16 protein-coding genes are annotated in these 16,707 nt (G+C 61.7%); 6 read left to right on the plus strand and 10 right to left on the minus strand.

Translation table 11 applies throughout. The features are described from left to right. Window positions 1-28: 28 nt before the first annotated feature. The 3 genes from HWY05_RS19955 to HWY05_RS19965 form a co-directional block, all read right to left on the minus strand. On the minus strand, window positions 29-796 hold the full coding sequence (locus HWY05_RS19955; protein ID WP_176059335.1) for a class I SAM-dependent methyltransferase: 768 nt from the start codon (window positions 794-796) through the stop codon (window positions 29-31). After that, complete coding sequence (locus HWY05_RS19960) at window positions 783-1,529, minus strand: cupin domain-containing protein (RefSeq protein WP_176059336.1); 747 nt, start codon at window positions 1,527-1,529, stop codon at window positions 783-785. Before HWY05_RS19960 ends, HWY05_RS19955 begins: the two co-directional genes overlap by 14 nt. A 93-nt stretch (window positions 1,530-1,622) precedes the next feature. Continuing rightward, a complete protein-coding gene (locus tag HWY05_RS19965; protein ID WP_176059337.1) occupies window positions 1,623-1,871 on the minus strand; it encodes a hypothetical protein in 249 nt (82 codons plus the stop codon). Window positions 1,872-2,113: 242 nt separating this feature from the next. Between HWY05_RS19965 and argP the strand changes: the two genes are divergently transcribed. After that, window positions 2,114-3,073, plus strand: a complete 960-nt coding sequence (gene argP, locus HWY05_RS19970; protein ID WP_176059338.1) for an HTH-type transcriptional regulator ArgP — start codon at window positions 2,114-2,116, stop codon at window positions 3,071-3,073. Here argP and HWY05_RS19975 read toward each other — a convergent pair. Together HWY05_RS19975 and HWY05_RS19980 are read right to left on the minus strand one after the other, a co-directional pair. Then, window positions 3,070-4,170, minus strand: coding sequence for a hypothetical protein (locus HWY05_RS19975; protein WP_244146653.1), 1,101 nt, complete (start codon window positions 4,168-4,170; stop codon window positions 3,070-3,072). The genes argP and HWY05_RS19975 overlap by 4 nt on opposite strands. A 143-nt stretch (window positions 4,171-4,313) precedes the next feature. Further along, complete coding sequence (locus HWY05_RS19980) at window positions 4,314-5,258, minus strand: fatty acid desaturase (protein WP_176059340.1); 945 nt, start codon at window positions 5,256-5,258, stop codon at window positions 4,314-4,316. Between the two features lie 387 nt (window positions 5,259-5,645). On the opposite strand from HWY05_RS19980, the gene HWY05_RS19985 reads away from it, so the two are divergent. Together HWY05_RS19985 and HWY05_RS19990 are read left to right on the plus strand one after the other, a co-directional pair. Continuing rightward, a complete protein-coding gene (locus tag HWY05_RS19985) occupies window positions 5,646-7,715 on the plus strand; it encodes an EAL domain-containing protein (protein WP_176059341.1) in 2,070 nt (689 codons plus the stop codon). A 96-nt stretch (window positions 7,716-7,811) separates the two neighbouring features. Then, entirely contained in the window at window positions 7,812-8,618 is an 807-nt protein-coding gene (locus tag HWY05_RS19990; RefSeq protein WP_035556084.1) for a hypothetical protein, read from the plus strand. On the opposite strand, the gene dapA is transcribed toward HWY05_RS19990, so the two are convergent. Further along, entirely contained in the window at window positions 8,615-9,547 is a 933-nt protein-coding gene (dapA, locus tag HWY05_RS19995; protein ID WP_176059342.1) for a 4-hydroxy-tetrahydrodipicolinate synthase, read from the minus strand. The two genes, HWY05_RS19990 and dapA, sit on opposite strands and share 4 nt — an antisense overlap. A gap of 423 nt (window positions 9,548-9,970) precedes the next feature. Here dapA and HWY05_RS20000 point away from each other — a divergent pair, with 423 nt between their 5' ends. After that, window positions 9,971-11,263, plus strand: coding sequence for an aspartate carbamoyltransferase (locus HWY05_RS20000; RefSeq protein WP_035556083.1), 1,293 nt, complete (start codon window positions 9,971-9,973; stop codon window positions 11,261-11,263). Between the two features lie 48 nt (window positions 11,264-11,311). Here the strand turns inward: HWY05_RS20000 and HWY05_RS20005 are convergent, their stop codons facing one another. Both HWY05_RS20005 and HWY05_RS20010 read right to left on the minus strand, forming a co-directional pair. Further along, window positions 11,312-12,163, minus strand: coding sequence for an alpha/beta hydrolase family protein (locus HWY05_RS20005; RefSeq protein WP_176059343.1), 852 nt, complete (start codon window positions 12,161-12,163; stop codon window positions 11,312-11,314). Between the two features lie 223 nt (window positions 12,164-12,386). Further along, window positions 12,387-13,163, minus strand: coding sequence for an NAD(P)H-dependent oxidoreductase (locus tag HWY05_RS20010; RefSeq protein WP_176059344.1), 777 nt, complete (start codon window positions 13,161-13,163; stop codon window positions 12,387-12,389). A 70-nt stretch (window positions 13,164-13,233) separates the two neighbouring features. Here HWY05_RS20010 and HWY05_RS20015 point away from each other — a divergent pair, with 70 nt between their 5' ends. Next, window positions 13,234-14,142, plus strand: a complete 909-nt coding sequence (locus HWY05_RS20015) for a LysR family transcriptional regulator (protein ID WP_176059574.1) — start codon at window positions 13,234-13,236, stop codon at window positions 14,140-14,142. A gap of 43 nt (window positions 14,143-14,185) precedes the next feature. Here HWY05_RS20015 and HWY05_RS20020 read toward each other — a convergent pair whose 3' ends face one another. Continuing rightward, window positions 14,186-15,190, minus strand: a complete 1,005-nt coding sequence (locus tag HWY05_RS20020) for an aldo/keto reductase (protein ID WP_176059345.1) — start codon at window positions 15,188-15,190, stop codon at window positions 14,186-14,188. 93 nt (window positions 15,191-15,283) lie between these two features. Then, on the minus strand, window positions 15,284-15,610 hold the full coding sequence (locus HWY05_RS20025) for a carboxymuconolactone decarboxylase family protein (protein WP_035556075.1): 327 nt from the start codon (window positions 15,608-15,610) through the stop codon (window positions 15,284-15,286). A 185-nt stretch (window positions 15,611-15,795) separates the two neighbouring features. Between HWY05_RS20025 and HWY05_RS20030 the strand changes: the two genes are divergently transcribed. Then, on the plus strand, window positions 15,796-16,689 hold the full coding sequence (locus HWY05_RS20030; RefSeq protein WP_176059346.1) for a LysR family transcriptional regulator: 894 nt from the start codon (window positions 15,796-15,798) through the stop codon (window positions 16,687-16,689). The last annotated feature ends 18 nt before the right edge of the window (window positions 16,690-16,707 follow it).

A 16,707-nucleotide genomic window follows, 5' to 3' on the forward strand; every position in this document is an offset into this window, starting at 1 on the left:
CGCATCGGGCCGACCCAGGCAGGCACCCTCAGGGTTTGTCGGCACGAAAACGCAGGCGCGTATAGTCGACTGTCCAGCGGCCATCTGCGCCAAGGAGATGAGGAACCAGATTGCGGGTGACTTCGTCGAGAAACTCGATCCTGGTATCGTCGTTCTTAAGAACGGTCAAATACGGGCTGCCAAATGTTCTGATCCAACCCCCGATCGGATAATCGATCACGACGGGACGATCGAACAGCTCGATGCTGGACACTCGCAGTCCGCCCCGTTCGAGCACTTCCCGATACGCTTGCGCGGTCGGCAGGTACCAGGGATCAACTTCCGCGGGATCGATTCCCCGCTTTGCCAGCGCGTCGTGAACCTCGCGGCGGATATGGTGGGCATTACGCGCACCTGCGAACTCCCCGACGAAGCGCCCTCCGGGTTTAAGCGCCCGCTCGACGCCTGCAACCAGCGCATCGGCGCGTAACATCCAATGAAGCGCGGCGTTACTGAAGACCGCGTCGAACTCATTGTCGAAATCCATCTCCTCGGCATTGCCGACATGAACCTCGAGTCCGCGAGCGCGAGCCGCGCCGGCCAGTTCGGGGCTGTAGTCGAAGCCGACCAGATGCGCACCGCCGGCGGCAAGCTGTTCTGTCAGATAGCCGTCTCCACAGCCTATGTCGAGAATCCGTTCCCCCGCACGTGGCTGCAACAAACCTACGGCGGCGTCTGCCAGATTGCTCACGAAGCGTGCGTTGTCCGCATAGAGTTGCGTACTCCATTTCTGCAATGGCGAACTAGCGCGCGTCATGCTGAACTCCTTCCCGGCTATGAATACTCGTCAGTTGCTGTGCCGACTGCCCGCCGACATAGGTGCGATTTAACATGGTGTGATCGGTGTGTGTTGGCCCCGAATCGGAGTCGGGGTGATAGATGACGATGCGCAGCGTTTCGTCATGACTCTGGAAGCTGTGGGGCAGATTCGGCGGAATGAAAAACGCCGTGCCCGGACGAAATTCGAAGACACCGTCTTCGGTCTCGCATTGACCGCATCCTGACAAAATGATCCCGGCCCGCAGAGAGGGGTGCGTATGCATTGTTTGCGAGATCCGGCGGGGCAAATGCATGAAGTTAAGACACGGCTCGCCACGTACGGTTGGCGGCAACAGCAAACTGGACGTACATCCGTCGACATACCGCAAGCGCCCTTGCTCCTCGATCGGACCTCCGGCAAGAATCGGGCTGTGATAGCCGACACTCGACAACACCACGGCGCGCCCTTCGCCTTCGAGTCGAACGGCACCCGGGAAGCTACCAAAGCAACCCGCCCAGAGTTGATGCTTCCTGTCCGCTAGCGAAACCTGGAACTCACCGTCGCATACGACGATGTAATGACTTGAGCCAGCGTCGAAAGTAGTCGCGTCGCCGGTTGTTACCGCCATGCGTATTGAATGTTGCTCATCGGCGAATTCGAATGTTTCGAATTGTTCGACAGATCGCACGAACATCCGCCTACCATCAAGCGGCTGATGAAAACTATTCATTTATATATTCTCCGACCTGGGAAGGAACAATTCTTTTAATCGCTTCGCCGCGATTTCACACCTTGAAGCAAGCACGAAAACAGGCGCATCGGATCAAGACATTGCAACGCGAAATTGATGCAGGGCACCCATTGATATACCCATGAGGGAACTGCATAATTCCGCGGAGAGCGCCAGAAAACTTAACGATTTGCCGATGCGCGCGCAGGATGTGCCGAGCGCGCAGCACTTCGATCCATGCGCCGTATCTCCAACATAACCCGGCGACGCGTTGCCGGTCACGATGCAGTCACCGACAATGAGCGGCTTGTCGGCAGTACACGTTTTCAGAATTTCTTTCATTACGCAATCTTCTCGAGGCTTCGTGGTTCTGGCCGGAATCACTTTATATTCACGAGGCATACCCATAAGAAGAAAATGAGTCAGGACGCATGCATTGACGTACAAGCAATCAATTTGAATAGCGCGATTGACGTTTTTCAACATTGCGAACGACACGAAATCGATAGTATCAGCGTGATCGACCGGCAATCCGTCGGTTAGATATTTTGTGTGGCGCAATGTATTTCTAATCAGGAGTAAAGATGCTCGACAGAAGCCAATTGGAAGCGTTCGCCGCGGTTGTTGAGCACCAGAGTTTCGAACGCGCGGCGATTGCGCTCAGCATCACGCGCGGAGCCGTGTCACAGCGTATCAAGTCGTTGGAAGGCACGCTGTCGGCTATCCTGTTGATTCGTGACCGGCCGATACTGCCCACCACCGCGGGAGAAGCCGTGCTTCGTCACGTCAAAGCCGTTCGGCTGTTTGAACAGGAGGTTTACCGTAAGGTCGCGCCTGACGGTAAACAGCGTGAGCGTGCCATGCTGGCCGTAGCGATCAACGCGGATTCCCTCGCGACCTGGTTCGGTGCCTGCGCCCGTTCCTTGCTGGACGAGTTGCCTGTCGCTCTTGAGGTTCTGTCGGAAGATCAGGACCATACATGGCCGATGTTGCTACGTGGAGAAGTAGTCGGTTGCATCTGCACAGAACCCAAAGCCGCTCCAGGATTCGACGTTATCCGGCTTGGCGCAATGGAATACCAATGTGTGGCGACGCCTGCTTTTGCGCAGAAGTACTTTCCCGACGGCCTGAAGCTACATCAGGTGCTTTCCGTGCCGGCGATCCTCTTCAACAAGAAGGATTCGTTGCACGACGAATTTCTCAGACTGCTTTTTGGTGTCAGTGTGGGACGCTATGTGAAGCACTATTTCCCTTCACCGGCCGCATTATTGAGCGCCATTCAAACTGGCGGCGGCTACGGCGTCGTTCCTGTCGATCAGGCAAAAGAACTTCTGGAGTCCGGCCGCCTGCTCAATCTGGCGCCGTCGCTCTCTCTGTGGGTACCGCTCTATTGGCACCACTGGGAGCAGGAGCCGCCCCTCGCCAGGCAAGTCACCGAATTCATTGCGAGGTCGGCCAAGGCGGCATTGGTCTGCGATATCCCGACCGGTTCCGGTCACCACGAGCTCCCCGCCCCCGTCAGCGCCGAATATTCGTTCGATTAGACCGTCGATGCGGTCGTGCGCCTGCTCAACGCGAGAACCATAAACGACGCGAACGCACCCGCGGATAAAAAGGACAACTCGACCTGCCCCGAAGCGAAGCCGAGCCATTTACCAAGGTACAGCAGCAACGACATCGCGAATCCGGCGGCGATTGCCCGTTGCGCGACGACACGCGGCACGGATAAACCGCTGAGCAAAAAGACGAACAGAGGCGCGACGCTCGCGATATAGACCACATTGAGCTCGACCATGGTGTCGATAATCCCTTGCCCACGCTGCGCAACCAGCCCACCGAGCAGGACGATGCCCGCGGACAGGCAAACGCCGCGGGCCCCCGTGGTCGCGGGAACGACGGTCTGCAGCGCGCTGCTCATGGCCCGCACGATCGCGGCGCCGGAACCCAGGGCAGCGCCCAGCAGCGCGAGCAACATCGCCGCGCCCCAGCCGCGACCGACTTGAGACGATACATGGGACAAGATGACGGGAATCGCCTGGTTGGCGTTCGTCATGCCGGCCAGCAAACCTGTATTACGAGCAATGATGACGGCGGATGCGGGCAGCGCGCCGACCAGCAACAGAATGATCGCGGCAAGGCCGCAGCCGATCCATGCATCCACCTTACGCCTGGCGGCGATCACGAACTGCTGGTAGTCCGCTCCGGTCACCACCAGAAACACAACGGCAATCGCCATGGCGGCAAGCTCTCTGTAGCTCACTGCATGAACGTCACTGAGAAAGCGGGGGGCCGCGTCGAAATAGACCGTCGCTCCACCCATCTTCCAGAGTGCAAATCCCAGTACGAAGCTGCTGGCAAGCAGGCACAACGAAAACACCGCCGACGCGGCTTTCAGATTCAGCCGGGAAGCGGCGAACACGAGTACCAGTACGACCGGCAACGCGACGTTTTGTGGCAAGCCCGTGAGCAGCAATACCGCCGCGCTGCCGTGAATTTGCGCAGCCAGTACGCCTGTCATCCAGATCGCCGAAAGCAGCGCGACCTGACGTTGGACACCCGACCCATAGGCCCGGCCGAACATCGCCCAGATCGGCGCGCGCGACGACCACACCTTGCCGGCCGACATCGCGAGCAGCACCATGCCAAACGCCGTGAGCCATGGATACAGACAGCCGGCCATCCCAAGCGTTACTGCAAGTTCACCCGAGCCGAACAGAAAACCGACACCGTAACTTGCCGAGACCAGGAGTGCCGCAACCTGCAGACAACCCAATTCGCGAGAACTCAATTAAACCTCGATAACCTGGATCCGTCGCGAACCACGGCTTTGTTACCGAAAAAATACGAATCGCATACCACTGCTTTCTCGGCATAACTCGGCAACCCGGCAAGCATCTTCTGCGCGGAAGGCAGTTTGTAATAGGGAACGGACGGCATCATATGATGAGATAAATGATAGCCATTGTTGTGCGGATGAATCACCCAATGCCAGCAGCGGCCGATTACGGCATCTCGGGTAAATGAATAAATACCGCCCGGTTGCAGACCGAAGTGATCGCACATTTCGCGAAATGTCGTGATCGCGTGAAAGACCGTAGCTTTCGCGGCGAGCCATAGAATCGTAAAGAAAATTGCAAACGAGGGACCTTCAAGTAACGTCAAAACGGCCAGCAGCGCCATCCACCACACCCCGATCCGGACGTAGCCATGCCACGCAAGACGACGATCAGTCATCTGCCCCAGAACGGAACCTAGCCAGTTGGCACGCGCAAATAGCTGGCGAACGTACACGCCCAGCCACGCACCCCGGGCGGCCGAATCGGGCGCGATGTAGTCAGGATCCTGACCAGGCACACCCAGCATGGTGTGATGCTGCGAATGCGACACCCGGTAAAGATGCAAATTCGCCGCCAGGGCCGGCGCAAGAAACGTTGCCGCGAGAGAATCGTTCAGCACCCTGCTCCGGTAGAGATTTCTGTGACCCGCCTCATGCAGCAAATTGCCAAGCGCCCTTTGCCGATTTCCCACGATACCGAGGGCAAGTAAATAAAATGGCAGACCCAGATGATAAGCGCCGAGACTGGCGAGCATAATCACACCCCAGTCGAGAGTCAGATCAAAGACCGGACGCCATAATTTGATAGAACAAACCATTGTCCTGTCGGCGGCACGATCGAGGAGTTCTTTGCGGACCACAGCGATATCTGTCAATGCGGCATTGGTTTTCATCGACTCTTAATTACTCACGACGTTGTCGAAACGAGAAAATAAACATGACCGAACGCCGATGCGAGTCAACGCCGTAGATTACGGCGTATCTTAGCCACGCGCGCCATCACCATCGCCTTCGTTTAATATTTTTCGCGATATACAAATTTTCTAACGCCAAGCCACGCGGTGTACGAAATCACGCTTTGATTTTCCGATCGTGCCCCCTCGGGTCGCCGACGCGGTGCCTTAGAGTCTCCAGAATGGCGCCGCGGATCAGGCCATATCCGCGGCGCATCGACGCGATGCATCGCAACCAATGCCTAACATATTGAAAATCAATTAAATAAACGCCACGATCTGTCGATAACAAGTTCAGCCGCTTCCTTCGCAGCGGTTGGACTTAACATGCAGAGCTCATACAATTTTTGGCTGGTCGGTATCTCGTTCGTCGTCGCGACTTTGGCGTCGTACACGGCGCTCGATCTGACCGGCCGCATCTTCCTGCTGGCGTCGGCACGTCTGCGGCATGCGTGGCGCCTGGGCGGCGCCGCGGCACTTGGCGTCGGCGTCTGGTCGATGCACTTCGTCGCCATGCTCGCGTTCTCGCTGCCCATTCCGCTCGGCTACGATCTGGCCACCACCGCGTGTTCGCTCGGGCTGGCGATCGGCGCGTCGTATCTCGCGCTCTACGTCACCACCCTCGAACGGCTCACCGCGCCCCGCCTGCTGGCCGGCGGCGTGCTGATGGGCTGCGGCATCGCGGGCATGCATTACACCGGCATGGCTGCCATGCGGATGTCACCGGGCATCGACTACCAGCCGGCCTGGTTCACGGGCTCGCTTGCGATCGCGGTCGGCGCCTCGACCGCCGCGCTATGGATAGCGCGTGCGCTCAGCAACGAAAACGCCGGCCACGTGGTGCTCAAACGTCTGGGCGCGGCGCTCGTAATGGCCGTCGCGATCAGCGGCATGCATTACGCCGGCATGGCCGCCGCCGAGATTCCGCTGGGCGCCGTTTGCGGCGCGGCCAACGGCTTGAACGCGCCGTGGCTTGCCAGTTCGGTGATTCTGCTTACCTTTGCGATTCTGATCGTCACGCTGATCCTGTCGCGTTTCGACGCGCGCACCACCTACCTGGTCGGCGCGGTATCGAATCTGAACGGCCAGATCGTGCGGCTCGCCACCATCGACACGCTGACCGGCCTGCCGAACCGCAGCACGCTAACGGAGCGCATCGAGCGCGCGATTCTGAACTCGCGCCGGCAACGCACGGTGTTCGCGATCCTGTTCATGGACCTCGACGGTTTCAAGACCATCAACGATTCGCTCGGCCACTCGGCCGGCGACCAGGTGCTGACCGCTTTCGCGCAACGCCTGCTGCAATGCGTGCGTTCGAGCGACACCGTGGCCCGACTGGGCGGCGATGAATTCGTGGTGCTGTCCGAGAACCTGAGTTCGCGCGCAGACGCCGGCACGCTCGCCGAAGGCGTGCTCGAACGGATGCGCAACGGCGCCTGGGGCGACTCGCAACCGCTGCAGGTGATGCCGAGCATCGGCATTGCGCTTTATCCGTACGACGGCGACACCGTCGACGAACTGCTCAAGCACGCGGACGCGGCCATGTACGAGGCCAAGCGCGCAGGCCGCAGCACGTATCGCTTCTTCGAACAGAGCATGAACGAAGCCGTCACGCGCACGCTGCAAATTCAGAATGCGTTGCACGACGCGCTCGCCGCCGGCCATTTCTCGCTGCACTTCCAGCCGAAGTTTCACGGCGGCAGCGACGCGCTGGTCGGCGCCGAAGCGCTGATCCGTCTGACTCATCCGCAACTCGGCTCGCTGGCGCCGCTCGAATTCATTCCGATCGCCGAGCGCTCGGGCCAGATCGTGCAGATCGGCTACTGGGTCGTGCGCGAGGCTTGCCGGCAGATTGGCGTGTGGGTCGCGCAAGGCCTGCCGTCAATGAAGGTGGCGATCAACCTGTCGCCGCGCCAGTTGATGCAGCCGAATCTGGTGGCCAGCATGCTCGAGATCGTCGAGGCCGAAGGCGTGGCCTGCGAGCAGATCATGTTCGAGATCACCGAAACGGTGGCCATGCAGGACGCGCCCAAAACCATCGAAATGATCCGTGAATTCCAGGCGAGCGGCTTCGAGATCGCAATCGACGATTTCGGCACCGGCTATTCCAGCCTCGCCTATCTGCAGCGCTTTCGCGTCAAGCAGTTGAAGATCGATCGCTTCTTCACGAACGGGCTCGACGAACACGGCCCGGAAGGCAGCGCGATCGTGTCGGCGATCATCGCGCTCGCGCACTCGCTGGAAATGGACGTGGTGGCCGAAGGCGTCGAAACCGAATCGCAACTGGACATGCTCAAGGCAATGATGTGCGACGAGATGCAAGGCTTCCTGCTCGGCAAACCGCTCAGCGCCGACGATTTCGGCGATCTACTCAAGAACCGGATGGTGCTTGCATGAAGCTGTCACTTTTCTGAAATACGTTGCGTCGCGGCCAGTAACAAACCGTCGTTCCACGAATGAAGAACAACAAGCAACTCAGGTGCTGGAGATTTCATGAAATTCGATGTAGCGACGTTCACCTCGCTGTGGTTGATCACGTTCCTGTGCTGCGCTCTCATCACGACCGCCCTGTCACGTATGTTCACGCGGGTCGGCGCGTTCCGCTTCTGGGCCATCGGTTTCTATCTGCTCGCCGCGTCGTCGGCGTGTTTCGCGTTGCATCTCACGTGGCGTAGCGATCTGCTGCTGGTCGCCACCGCAACGCTCGCGCTGCAAAGCCGCCTGCTGATCTGGGCCGGCACGCGCGACCTGTTCGGCAGCGCCGCGTTCTGGCGCACCGGGCTCGCCATTTCGGCGCTGTTCTGCGTGCTGTACGGCAGCGCGTTGCAGTTCAAGGCGCCGCTGGTGCTGCGCGCCTTGCTGCTCACGCTGTTTTTCCTGCCCTGCCGCGCCGCGACGCTGTATGAGGTGTGCCGCCGCCGTCGCCCGGAACTCGGGCCGGCGCGGCTGATCGTGGTGATCGGCAGCGTGATCGCGATGCTCAACGCGATCGTGCCGCTCACGCTCGTGCTGCTCGATCGCGCCAACCTGTCGTTGCTGCTCGGCAATCCGCAAACCACGTCGGCGTTATACGCGGTGGTGTTCGCGGGTGATCTGCTGCTGGCGTCGGGCCTGATCGTGCTGGCGTTCAAACTGCTGGTGGTCGAGCGCGACATGCTCGCGACGCTCGACCGCGGCGCCATCGACCGCCTCGCCCACGCGCGGCTGGCGCGCGTCGAACGTGAATTGCACAGCGCCCGCGGCGAGGCGCTGGGTCATGACGGATCGACGCAACGGCAGTCGCTGCCGGGGACGATTTAAACCGCCTGTTTCACGTCCCATTCCACTTCCACGTCCAGTTCCGCGTCCAGCGCCCTGAGCCGCTCGGCCAGCGCGGCGCCGGCGCGCGTCATCGGCATGCGCAGTTCGTCGCGGATCCATCCCTGCGCGGCTAGCAGCGCCTTCACGGGCGCCGGATTCGGTTCGACGAACAGCGCCTGGATCAGCGGCGCGAGCGCGTGAAACATCCGCCGGCCTTCTGCAAGACGACCCGCCGCCAGCGCGTCGTACAGCGCGACGAAGCGCTCCGGGCGCACATGCGCGGACGCCGCGATCGCCCCGCTGCCGCCCAGACACAAGGTGGTGAAGATCTGCATGTCTTCGCCGGTGAGCACCTGCAGGCGGCCGTCGCGAATCAGCGTGAGCGTGGTATCGAGCGACCCCGCGCAATCCTTCACGGCCTGAATCCGCGGATGCGCGGCGAGCGTCAGCAGCGTGTCCAGTTCGAGCCGCACGCCGGTGCGATACGGAATGTCGTACAGCACGACCGGCTTTTCACTGGCATCGGCCAACGCGGTGAAATGCCCGACGATGCCCGCCTGCGACGGCCGGATGTAATACGGCGCGGCCATCAGCACACCGGCGATAGGCAGCAGGTTCAGTTGCTCGATGCGCTCGAGCATGCTGGCGGTGTGGTTGCCCGATACACCGACCAGCACAGGGAGCGGCTGACTCTGCTCGGCAACATGAGCATGCGCGTACGCTTGCGCCTCGTCGAGAATCGTCGCCAGCACGGCGTCCTGTTCCGCGGCGTCGAGCGTGGCCGGTTCGCCGGTCGTGCCGAGCGCGCACAATCCGGCGACGCCGGCCTCGGCATAACGGCGCACCAGCGCGCGCAACGCGGCGTGATCGACCGCGCCGTCGGCAAACGGCGTGATCAGCGGAACCCAGATACCCGAAAAAATAGACATGTCTTTACCTCGATGACGACCGTATCGATTCCGTGCAGCGGTGCGAAGGAGGAAAAACAGGGAGATGCCGGGGTGGCTTGACCGCTGTTCCGTCGCACATCTGACGACGGAACAGCGTGCTCCGGTCAGATGAGCGGCTGTTTTTTGGCTTTGGCGCTAACGGCCGGAATACGGCCCAACGCGCGAACCGCCCGACGGCTCAAGCGACGCGCACGTGCACCGACGACGCTCGCGAAAGCGAGACGGGCGACGGTCGACGAACAGGGTCGGAGCGTGAGGGCGGCATGCATGAAGCGCAGTGTAACCGCCTCCGGCGCGGCTTGGCAAAACCCATCGCAAAATTGCTTGACTTCTGCGGCAGGGAAACTAATATACGCACCGCGTACATCCGCCACGCCCTCCCTTTCCCCGACAGGTGCCCTCATGAGCGTCCCGCAGCAAGCCTTCCTCCGCGATGCGATGCGTCGTCTGAACATGACCCGCGATACCTTCGCCAGCCGTATCGGTGTGTCGAAACGGGCGCTGGACACGTGGCTGCTGCCGGACGACTCGCAGGAATCGCGCGCCATGCCGGAGATCGTCGAGCGTTTCGTGTCGGAAATCGTGGTGCACGGCGAACCGGGCGATAAATATACGCAAAGCGTAGATTCGCAGTCGCTCGCCAGTCAGATGCTGTTCGAGGGCAAGGCGCAGTTGCTGTCGGTGGATCAGTTCTCGCGCGATTCGGTGGAGGCGCTGTTTCGGGTGGCCGACATCATGCAACCCATCGCGCGGCGCCGCAAAATCTCGCGCGTGCTGGAAGGCGCGGTGCTCGGCAATCTGTTCTTCGAAGCCAGCACGCGGACCCGCGTGAGCTTCGGCGCGGCCTTCTGCCGGCTCGGCGGTTCGGTGTGCGACACCACGGGTTTCACGTTTTCGTCGATGGCAAAGGGCGAGTCGATCTACGACACCAGCCGCGTGATGAGCGGCTACGTGGACGCGCTGGTGATCCGTCACCCGGAGCAAGGTTCGGTGGCCGAATTCGCGCGCGCCACCAACGTGCCGGTGATCAACGGCGGCGACGGTCCCGGCGAACACCCGAGCCAGGCGCTGCTCGACCTCTACACGATTCAGCGCGAGTTTTCGCGGCTGGGCAAGATCGTCGACGGCGCTCATATCGCGTTGGTCGGCGACCTGAAATACGGGCGGACGGTGCACTCGCTGGTGAAGCTGCTGGCACTGTACCGCGGCATCAAGTTCACGCTGATCTCGCCGCCCATGCTGGAAATGCCGAGCTATATCATCGAGCAGATTTCACGCAACGGCCACGTGATCGAACAGACCAGCGACCTGCGCACCGGGCTCCAAGGCGCCGACGTGGTGTACGCCACGCGGATTCAGAAAGAGCGCTTCACCGACGAATCGTTCGAAGGCTACACGCCCGACTTCCAGATCAACCAGGCGCTGATGGACAGCGTGTGCGGCCCCGATACGCTGATCATGCATCCGCTGCCGCGCGACAGCCGGCCGGGCGCGAACGATCTGAGCGTGGATTTGAATCACGATTCGCGGCTGGCGATTTTCCGCCAGACCGACAACGGCATTCCAGTGCGGATGGCGATTTTCGCGGTGCTGCTGGGTGTCGAAAAACTGGTCCAGCATTCCATGCGCGACGCCGCGTGGCGGCCGCCGGTTTATCTCGGTCCGGACGACGCGGTGTTTCACGGCATCGATTGAGATGCGGGCGGGGCGCCTGCACGATGCGGGCGCCGCAACCGTTCGACGTCAGGCCGCAGCGCCACCTGCGGCGCTTCCGTTCCGTTTAAACGTGCCGGCGAAGAACAGCACCTGGTACTGCACCGCATTGGCCCAATAAGTCCACGTATGGCCGCCGGGCCGCTCGGCATAATCGTGCGGCACGCCGAGTTCGACGAGCCGCGCGTGCAGCATGCGGTTCGATTGCACGAGCGAGTCGTTCACGCCGCAATCGATCGTCAGCGCGATATGCGCGTTGCCGAAGGTCCGCGCGTTCGCGACGATCGCCTCGTTGTTCCAGAAGTCCGCATGCCGGGTGGGATCGCCGAACACATCGTCGATGCCGGGCTCGTCCTCGCAGCCGCGCGGATCCACCGCGCCGCTGATACTGCCCGCCGCGCCGAATTCGTCCGGCCGGTCCAACGCGATATGCAAGGCGCCGAAACCGCCCATGCTCAAGCCGGTAATCGCACGCGCCTGGCGTGTTGCGATGGTGCGGAAATGAGCGTCGATATAGCCGACCACTTCGGTGCCCACATAGGTTTCGTAACGGCTGCGCGGATCGACCGGACTGTCGATATACCAGCTCTCGTGGCCGCCGTCGGGCATCACGAGAATCACGTGGTAGCGGTCGGCGAGTTTGCCGATGTGGGAATTGCTGGTCCAGTCGGTGTAGTCGCCGCCCGAGCCGTGCAGTAGATAGACGACGGGGAAACGGTCGGCCGCTTTGCCGCGCCGGTATTGATCGGGCAGCACCACTGTCGCTTCGAGCGACTTGTGCATGGCGGCGCTCGGAATGGTCACGACCCTCGACTGAAACGCCCATGCGGGGGCCGTGACGAGCAGCATCAGAATGAGCCAGAACGTACGCGCTTGAATCATGGTTTGTCGCTCTCGTGTCGACCGGCGCTAGCGCTTTAGCGCTGACTCCGGTCCCATGCAACGAAGTGGCCTGAGGTGTTCGACGAACACGTCAGGCATCCGGCGGCAAAATTCTGTCGCCGACTCTAGCAAGGAGGACTTACAACCATATTTCAACCAACCCTACGGCCCCGTCAGCTTGGGGTTTCGACAGCGGGCCCATGCTGCATCGCACTACGCCGCCCTATTCGACGTGCGCCGCGAACCCAACCCGATCCGGCGCAATGTCCGCCCGCAACGTGAGATCCGGAATCGTATAAGCGCCGTCGTTCTGCGGCCGGAACGGGATCGGCGCGGTCGTCCACAGCGCGTCCAGGCGTTGACCGAGCGCGTCGCTCACCTCGGCATATTTCGCTGCGTCGACACGGCTCGTCCGATGAATCACGAACGGCGGCAGCACGTCGAAACCGGGGTAATACAGAATGCCGTGCTGAATCGGAAACAGCACGTCGTTCATCGGCCCGTTGATGCCGCGCGAACTGTAGTGCGACTCCCATCCGCCAGTGCTGACGACCAGCATCGCGCGTTTGCCGGCGAACATGCCCTCGCCATAGCGTTCGCCCCAGCGCACGTCGGAATGCTCACCGACGCCATACGCGAAACCGTACGCATAAACGCGCTCCACCCAGCCTTTGAGAATGGCCGGCATGGAGAACCACCAGAGCGGAAACTGCAGGATCACGGCATCCGCCCACTTCAGCTTCTCCTGCTCGCGTTCGATATCTTTGCTCTGCAATCCATTGGCATACGCATGCTTCGACTCGCGCGACGGATCGAAGCGCTCGCCGGCTACACGCTCGATGCTGTCGTGCGGGTCGAGCCGTGCTTTCCAGTTCATTGCATAGAGATCGGAGACCTGCACGGTGTGCCCCGCGTCTTCGAGACGTTTGACTGAAAAGTCCTTCAGCGACCCATTCAACGATTTGGGTTCCGGGTGGGCGTAGACAATTAGAACGTTCATGATCGTGCCTTCGTGGCTAAAAGAAACCACGATAGATTCCGCTCCGGTATATTGGAAATGAATTCCCAATATATTAGGTATTGCTTTGGTTAATCTCAGAAGGCTGGATCTGAACCTGCTGGTCACGCTCGACGTGCTGCTGTCCGAGCACAACGTGACGCGCGCGGCCGAACGTTTGAACTTCTCTCAGCCGTCGGTCAGCGTGCATCTCGCGAAATTGCGCGATCTGTTTGGCGACCCGCTGTTGCTGCCGGGACCGCGCGGCATGCGTCCCACTGCCCGGGCCGAAGCGTTGCGCGAACCGTTGCGCGAGGCGCTCGAAGCACTCGAACGCGCGGTCGCGCCGGCGAGTCCGTTCGATCCGGCCGAAGCCACTCACAGTTGGCGAATCGCCGCCACCGACTACGCCGAATCGACCATCATCCTCCCCACGTTGGCCACGTTGAGAGCGGCCGCGCCCGGCACGCGTCTGGCGGTCGTCGAAGCGGTACCGCCGCGGCTGATGCGGCAAGCGGAACAGGGCGAAATCGATCTGGGCTTCCATACCAGCGAAGGCGCGCCCGACGGTTTGCGCCGTCGCGTGCTGTTCGCCGAGCGCTACGTGCTGGTGGGCCGCGCCGGCCACCCGCGTCTGAAGCGCCGGCCGACGCTCGCGCAGTTCTGCAAACTGGAGCAGGTGATCGTGTCGCCGGACGGCGGCGGATTCTTCGGCGTCACGGATGAATCGCTCGCGAAGATCGGCCTCACGCGCCGCGTGGTGCTGTCCGTGCCGCATTTTCTGTTCATGGTGTCGGCGCTCGCGAGCACCGACCTGGTCGGCATGGTGCCGGCGCGGCTGGTGCACGAAAACTGCGCGCTGCGAATGGTCGAGCCGCCCGTCGAGGTGCCGGGCTACGAGATGGCGATGCTGTGGCACGAGCGCGTGCATCGCGATCCCGCGCATCGGTGGCTACGGGACACGATCGCGGCTTCGGTGTGAGGCGCCGGTTTTCGCAGGCGCCTCACACGGTCATGAGACACGGTCACGCAACGCGCCGTCCTTCGATCGGATAGCCGGGGTCCGTATAACCCGGCGTCGACGCATGGCCAGGCGGTACGAGGCTATTCACGAGTGCCTCGTCGTCGGGGCCGAGTTGCAGTTTCAGGGCCTCCAGATAGCCGTCCCAGTGCGCTTCGGTACGCGGACCGGCGATCGTGCTGCTGACCATCTGGTTCTTCAGCACCCACGCAAGCGCGAACGCGATCGAGGTCGTGCCACGTTGCTTCGCGTGCTCGGCAATAGTCCGCGCGATGTGCAACGACTCGGGACGCCACTCGGTCTGCTGAATCCGCTTGTCGCCGCGGCCCGCGCGCGAGTCGGCCGGCGGCGGCGTATCCACCGCGTATTTGCCGCTGAGCACGCCACGCGCGAGCGGGCTGTACGGCACGACGCCCAGACCGTAGTGATGCGCGGCGGGCAATTGCTCGACTTCCGCGGTACGGTCCACGAGGTTGTATAACGGCTCGCTCGCGACCGGTCGGTCGATGCCGAGCTGATCGGCGAGTCGCACGATTTCGGCAATACGCCAGCCACGGAAATTCGACACGCCGAAGTAGCGGATCTTGCCCTGACGGATCAGATCGCCGATCGCGCGCACGGCCTCTTCCATCGGCGCATCGGTCAGCGCGCGGTGAAAGTACAGAATATCGATGTAGTCGGTGCCGAGCCGTTTCAGGCTCGCGTCGACGGACTGCATGATCCACTTGCGCGACTGCCCCTGTTCGTTCGGACCCTGGCCGCCCGGATAGCCGAACTTGGTGGCGACCACCCAGTTATCGCGATGCGGCGCGATAGCCCGTCCGACGATTTCTTCCGAGCGTCCCGCGTGATACACGTCCGCGGTGTCGATGAAATTAACGCCCTGATCGTAGGCCTTGTCGATGATGCGCGTCGACGTCGCTTCGTCGGTCTCGCCGCCGAACATCATCGCGCCGAGACATAACGGCGAAACCTTGAGGGCGCTGCGGCCCAGATACCGGTAATCCATTCCTTGCTCTCCTGTCATGCCATGCCTGGCGCCTGCATGGCTCGATACGCTGTGAAGCGACGCGCCCGAGCGGCGATCGGGCGCATCAGATGATCAAGCGTCGCGGCTCGCGAAAACCTGTCGCGCGATGCCGAGCGCCGTGCTAGCGGTCGGCCAACCCGAATAGAACGCGAGGTGCGTGATCAACTCGATCAGCTCGTCGCGCGACACGCCGTTGTCGAGCGCCTTGCCGAGATGAAACGGCAGTTCGTTGCTGCGATACATCGCCACAAGGCCGGCCACGGTGACGAGACTGCGATCGCGCGGCGACAGCCCCGGCCGTTGCCAGACCTCGCCGAACAGCACCTTGTCGGTGTAGTCCGCCAGCGCGGGTGCGATATCGCCGAATGCTTTGTGCGCGGTGTTGGGTTCGTTCGCCATGCAAGATCCTCCAGTTCGATTTGGTGCGGTGCGGTTCGGTTCGGTTAAGAAGCGGCATCGGCATCGATGCGTGGGGCAAGTCGCGCCTCACGTCGATCCGATTGCATCAGACCTTCAATTTAAGCGCTGCGGCGGCTCGCGACTAGACGGTAGAATCGGCAAACACCCATGAGTGAGATTCATGAATGGCACGCGACAATCTGAACGACCTGCTGGCTTTTATCGCGGTCGCCCGCGAACGCAGCTTCACCAAAGCGGCGGCGAAACTGGGCGTATCGCAATCGGCGCTGAGCCACACGATCCGCGGCCTCGAAACGCGGCTCGGTCTGCGCCTGCTCACCCGCACGACGCGCAGCGTGTCGCCCACGCCGGCCGGCGAGCGCTTGCTGACCACGGTGGGACCGCGCTTCGACGAAATCGACGAGGAACTCGCGGCGCTGGGCGAATTGCGCGACAAACCGGCCGGCACGATCCGCGTCACGACGGACGAACACGCGGCGAACACGATTCTTCAACCGAAGCTCGCGCAACTGCTGCCCGACTATCCCGACATCAAGATCGAACTGGTGGTGGATTTCGGGCTGACCGATATCGTCGCGCAACGTTACGACGTGGGTATCCGTCTAGGCGACCAGGTGGCCAAAGACATGATCGCGGTGCGCATTGCGCCGGACATGCGCATGGCGGTGGTCGGCGCGCCCGCCTACTTCGCGAAGCGCGCGCGACCGAAGACGCCGCAGGATCTGACCGGGCACAACTGCATCAACTTGCGGCTGCCGACCTATGGCGGTTTGTACGCGTGGGAATTCGAAAAGGCCGGGCACGAACTGAAGGTGCGCGTCGAAGGACAAATGACATGCAACGGCACGCAGCAGATGTTCAACGCGGCGTTGACGGGCTGTGGTCTTGCGTACGTACCCGAGGAACTGGCGCGGCCGCATGTCGCCGAGGGGCGGCTGAAAGCGGTGCTGAAGGACTGGTGTCCGACGTTCCCCGGTTATCACCTGTACTACCCGAGCCGCCGGCAGTCGTCGCGCGCGCTCGCGGTATTGATCGACGCGTTGCGCTACCGGCCTTAGGCTGTTTAGCGTGAGACG

This window comes from Paraburkholderia sp. BCC1876, assembly GCF_902833695.1.
Classification (GTDB): Bacteria; Pseudomonadota; Gammaproteobacteria; order Burkholderiales; family Burkholderiaceae; genus Paraburkholderia.

Bases quoted from the DNA above. Each gene is read 5' to 3' on its own strand.
- HWY05_RS20025 (WP_035556075.1), bottom strand. From the start codon at position 15,610: ATGGCGAACGAACCCAACACCGCGCACAAAGCATTCGGCGATATCGCA.
- HWY05_RS20030 (WP_176059346.1), top strand. From the start codon at position 15,796: ATGGCACGCGACAATCTGAACGACCTGCTGGCTTTTATCGCGGTCGCC.
- HWY05_RS19960 (WP_176059336.1), bottom strand. From the start codon at position 1,529: ATGAATAGTTTTCATCAGCCGCTTGATGGTAGGCGGATGTTCGTGCGA.
- HWY05_RS20005 (WP_176059343.1), bottom strand. From the start codon at position 12,163: ATGATTCAAGCGCGTACGTTCTGGCTCATTCTGATGCTGCTCGTCACG.
- HWY05_RS19990 (WP_035556084.1), top strand. From the start codon at position 7,812: ATGAAATTCGATGTAGCGACGTTCACCTCGCTGTGGTTGATCACGTTC.
- dapA (WP_176059342.1), bottom strand. From the start codon at position 9,547: ATGTCTATTTTTTCGGGTATCTGGGTTCCGCTGATCACGCCGTTTGCC.
- argP (WP_176059338.1), top strand. From the start codon at position 2,114: ATGCTCGACAGAAGCCAATTGGAAGCGTTCGCCGCGGTTGTTGAGCAC.
- HWY05_RS19975 (WP_244146653.1), bottom strand. From the start codon at position 4,170: ATGGTGCTGCTCGCGATGTCGGCCGGCAAGGTGTGGTCGTCGCGCGCG.
- HWY05_RS19965 (WP_176059337.1), bottom strand. From the start codon at position 1,871: ATGAAAGAAATTCTGAAAACGTGTACTGCCGACAAGCCGCTCATTGTC.
- HWY05_RS19955 (WP_176059335.1), bottom strand. From the start codon at position 796: ATGACGCGCGCTAGTTCGCCATTGCAGAAATGGAGTACGCAACTCTAT.
- HWY05_RS20020 (WP_176059345.1), bottom strand. From the start codon at position 15,190: ATGGATTACCGGTATCTGGGCCGCAGCGCCCTCAAGGTTTCGCCGTTA.
- HWY05_RS19980 (WP_176059340.1), bottom strand. From the start codon at position 5,258: ATGAAAACCAATGCCGCATTGACAGATATCGCTGTGGTCCGCAAAGAA.
- HWY05_RS20000 (WP_035556083.1), top strand. From the start codon at position 9,971: ATGAGCGTCCCGCAGCAAGCCTTCCTCCGCGATGCGATGCGTCGTCTG.
- HWY05_RS19985 (WP_176059341.1), top strand. From the start codon at position 5,646: ATGCAGAGCTCATACAATTTTTGGCTGGTCGGTATCTCGTTCGTCGTC.
- HWY05_RS20010 (WP_176059344.1), bottom strand. From the start codon at position 13,163: ATGAACGTTCTAATTGTCTACGCCCACCCGGAACCCAAATCGTTGAAT.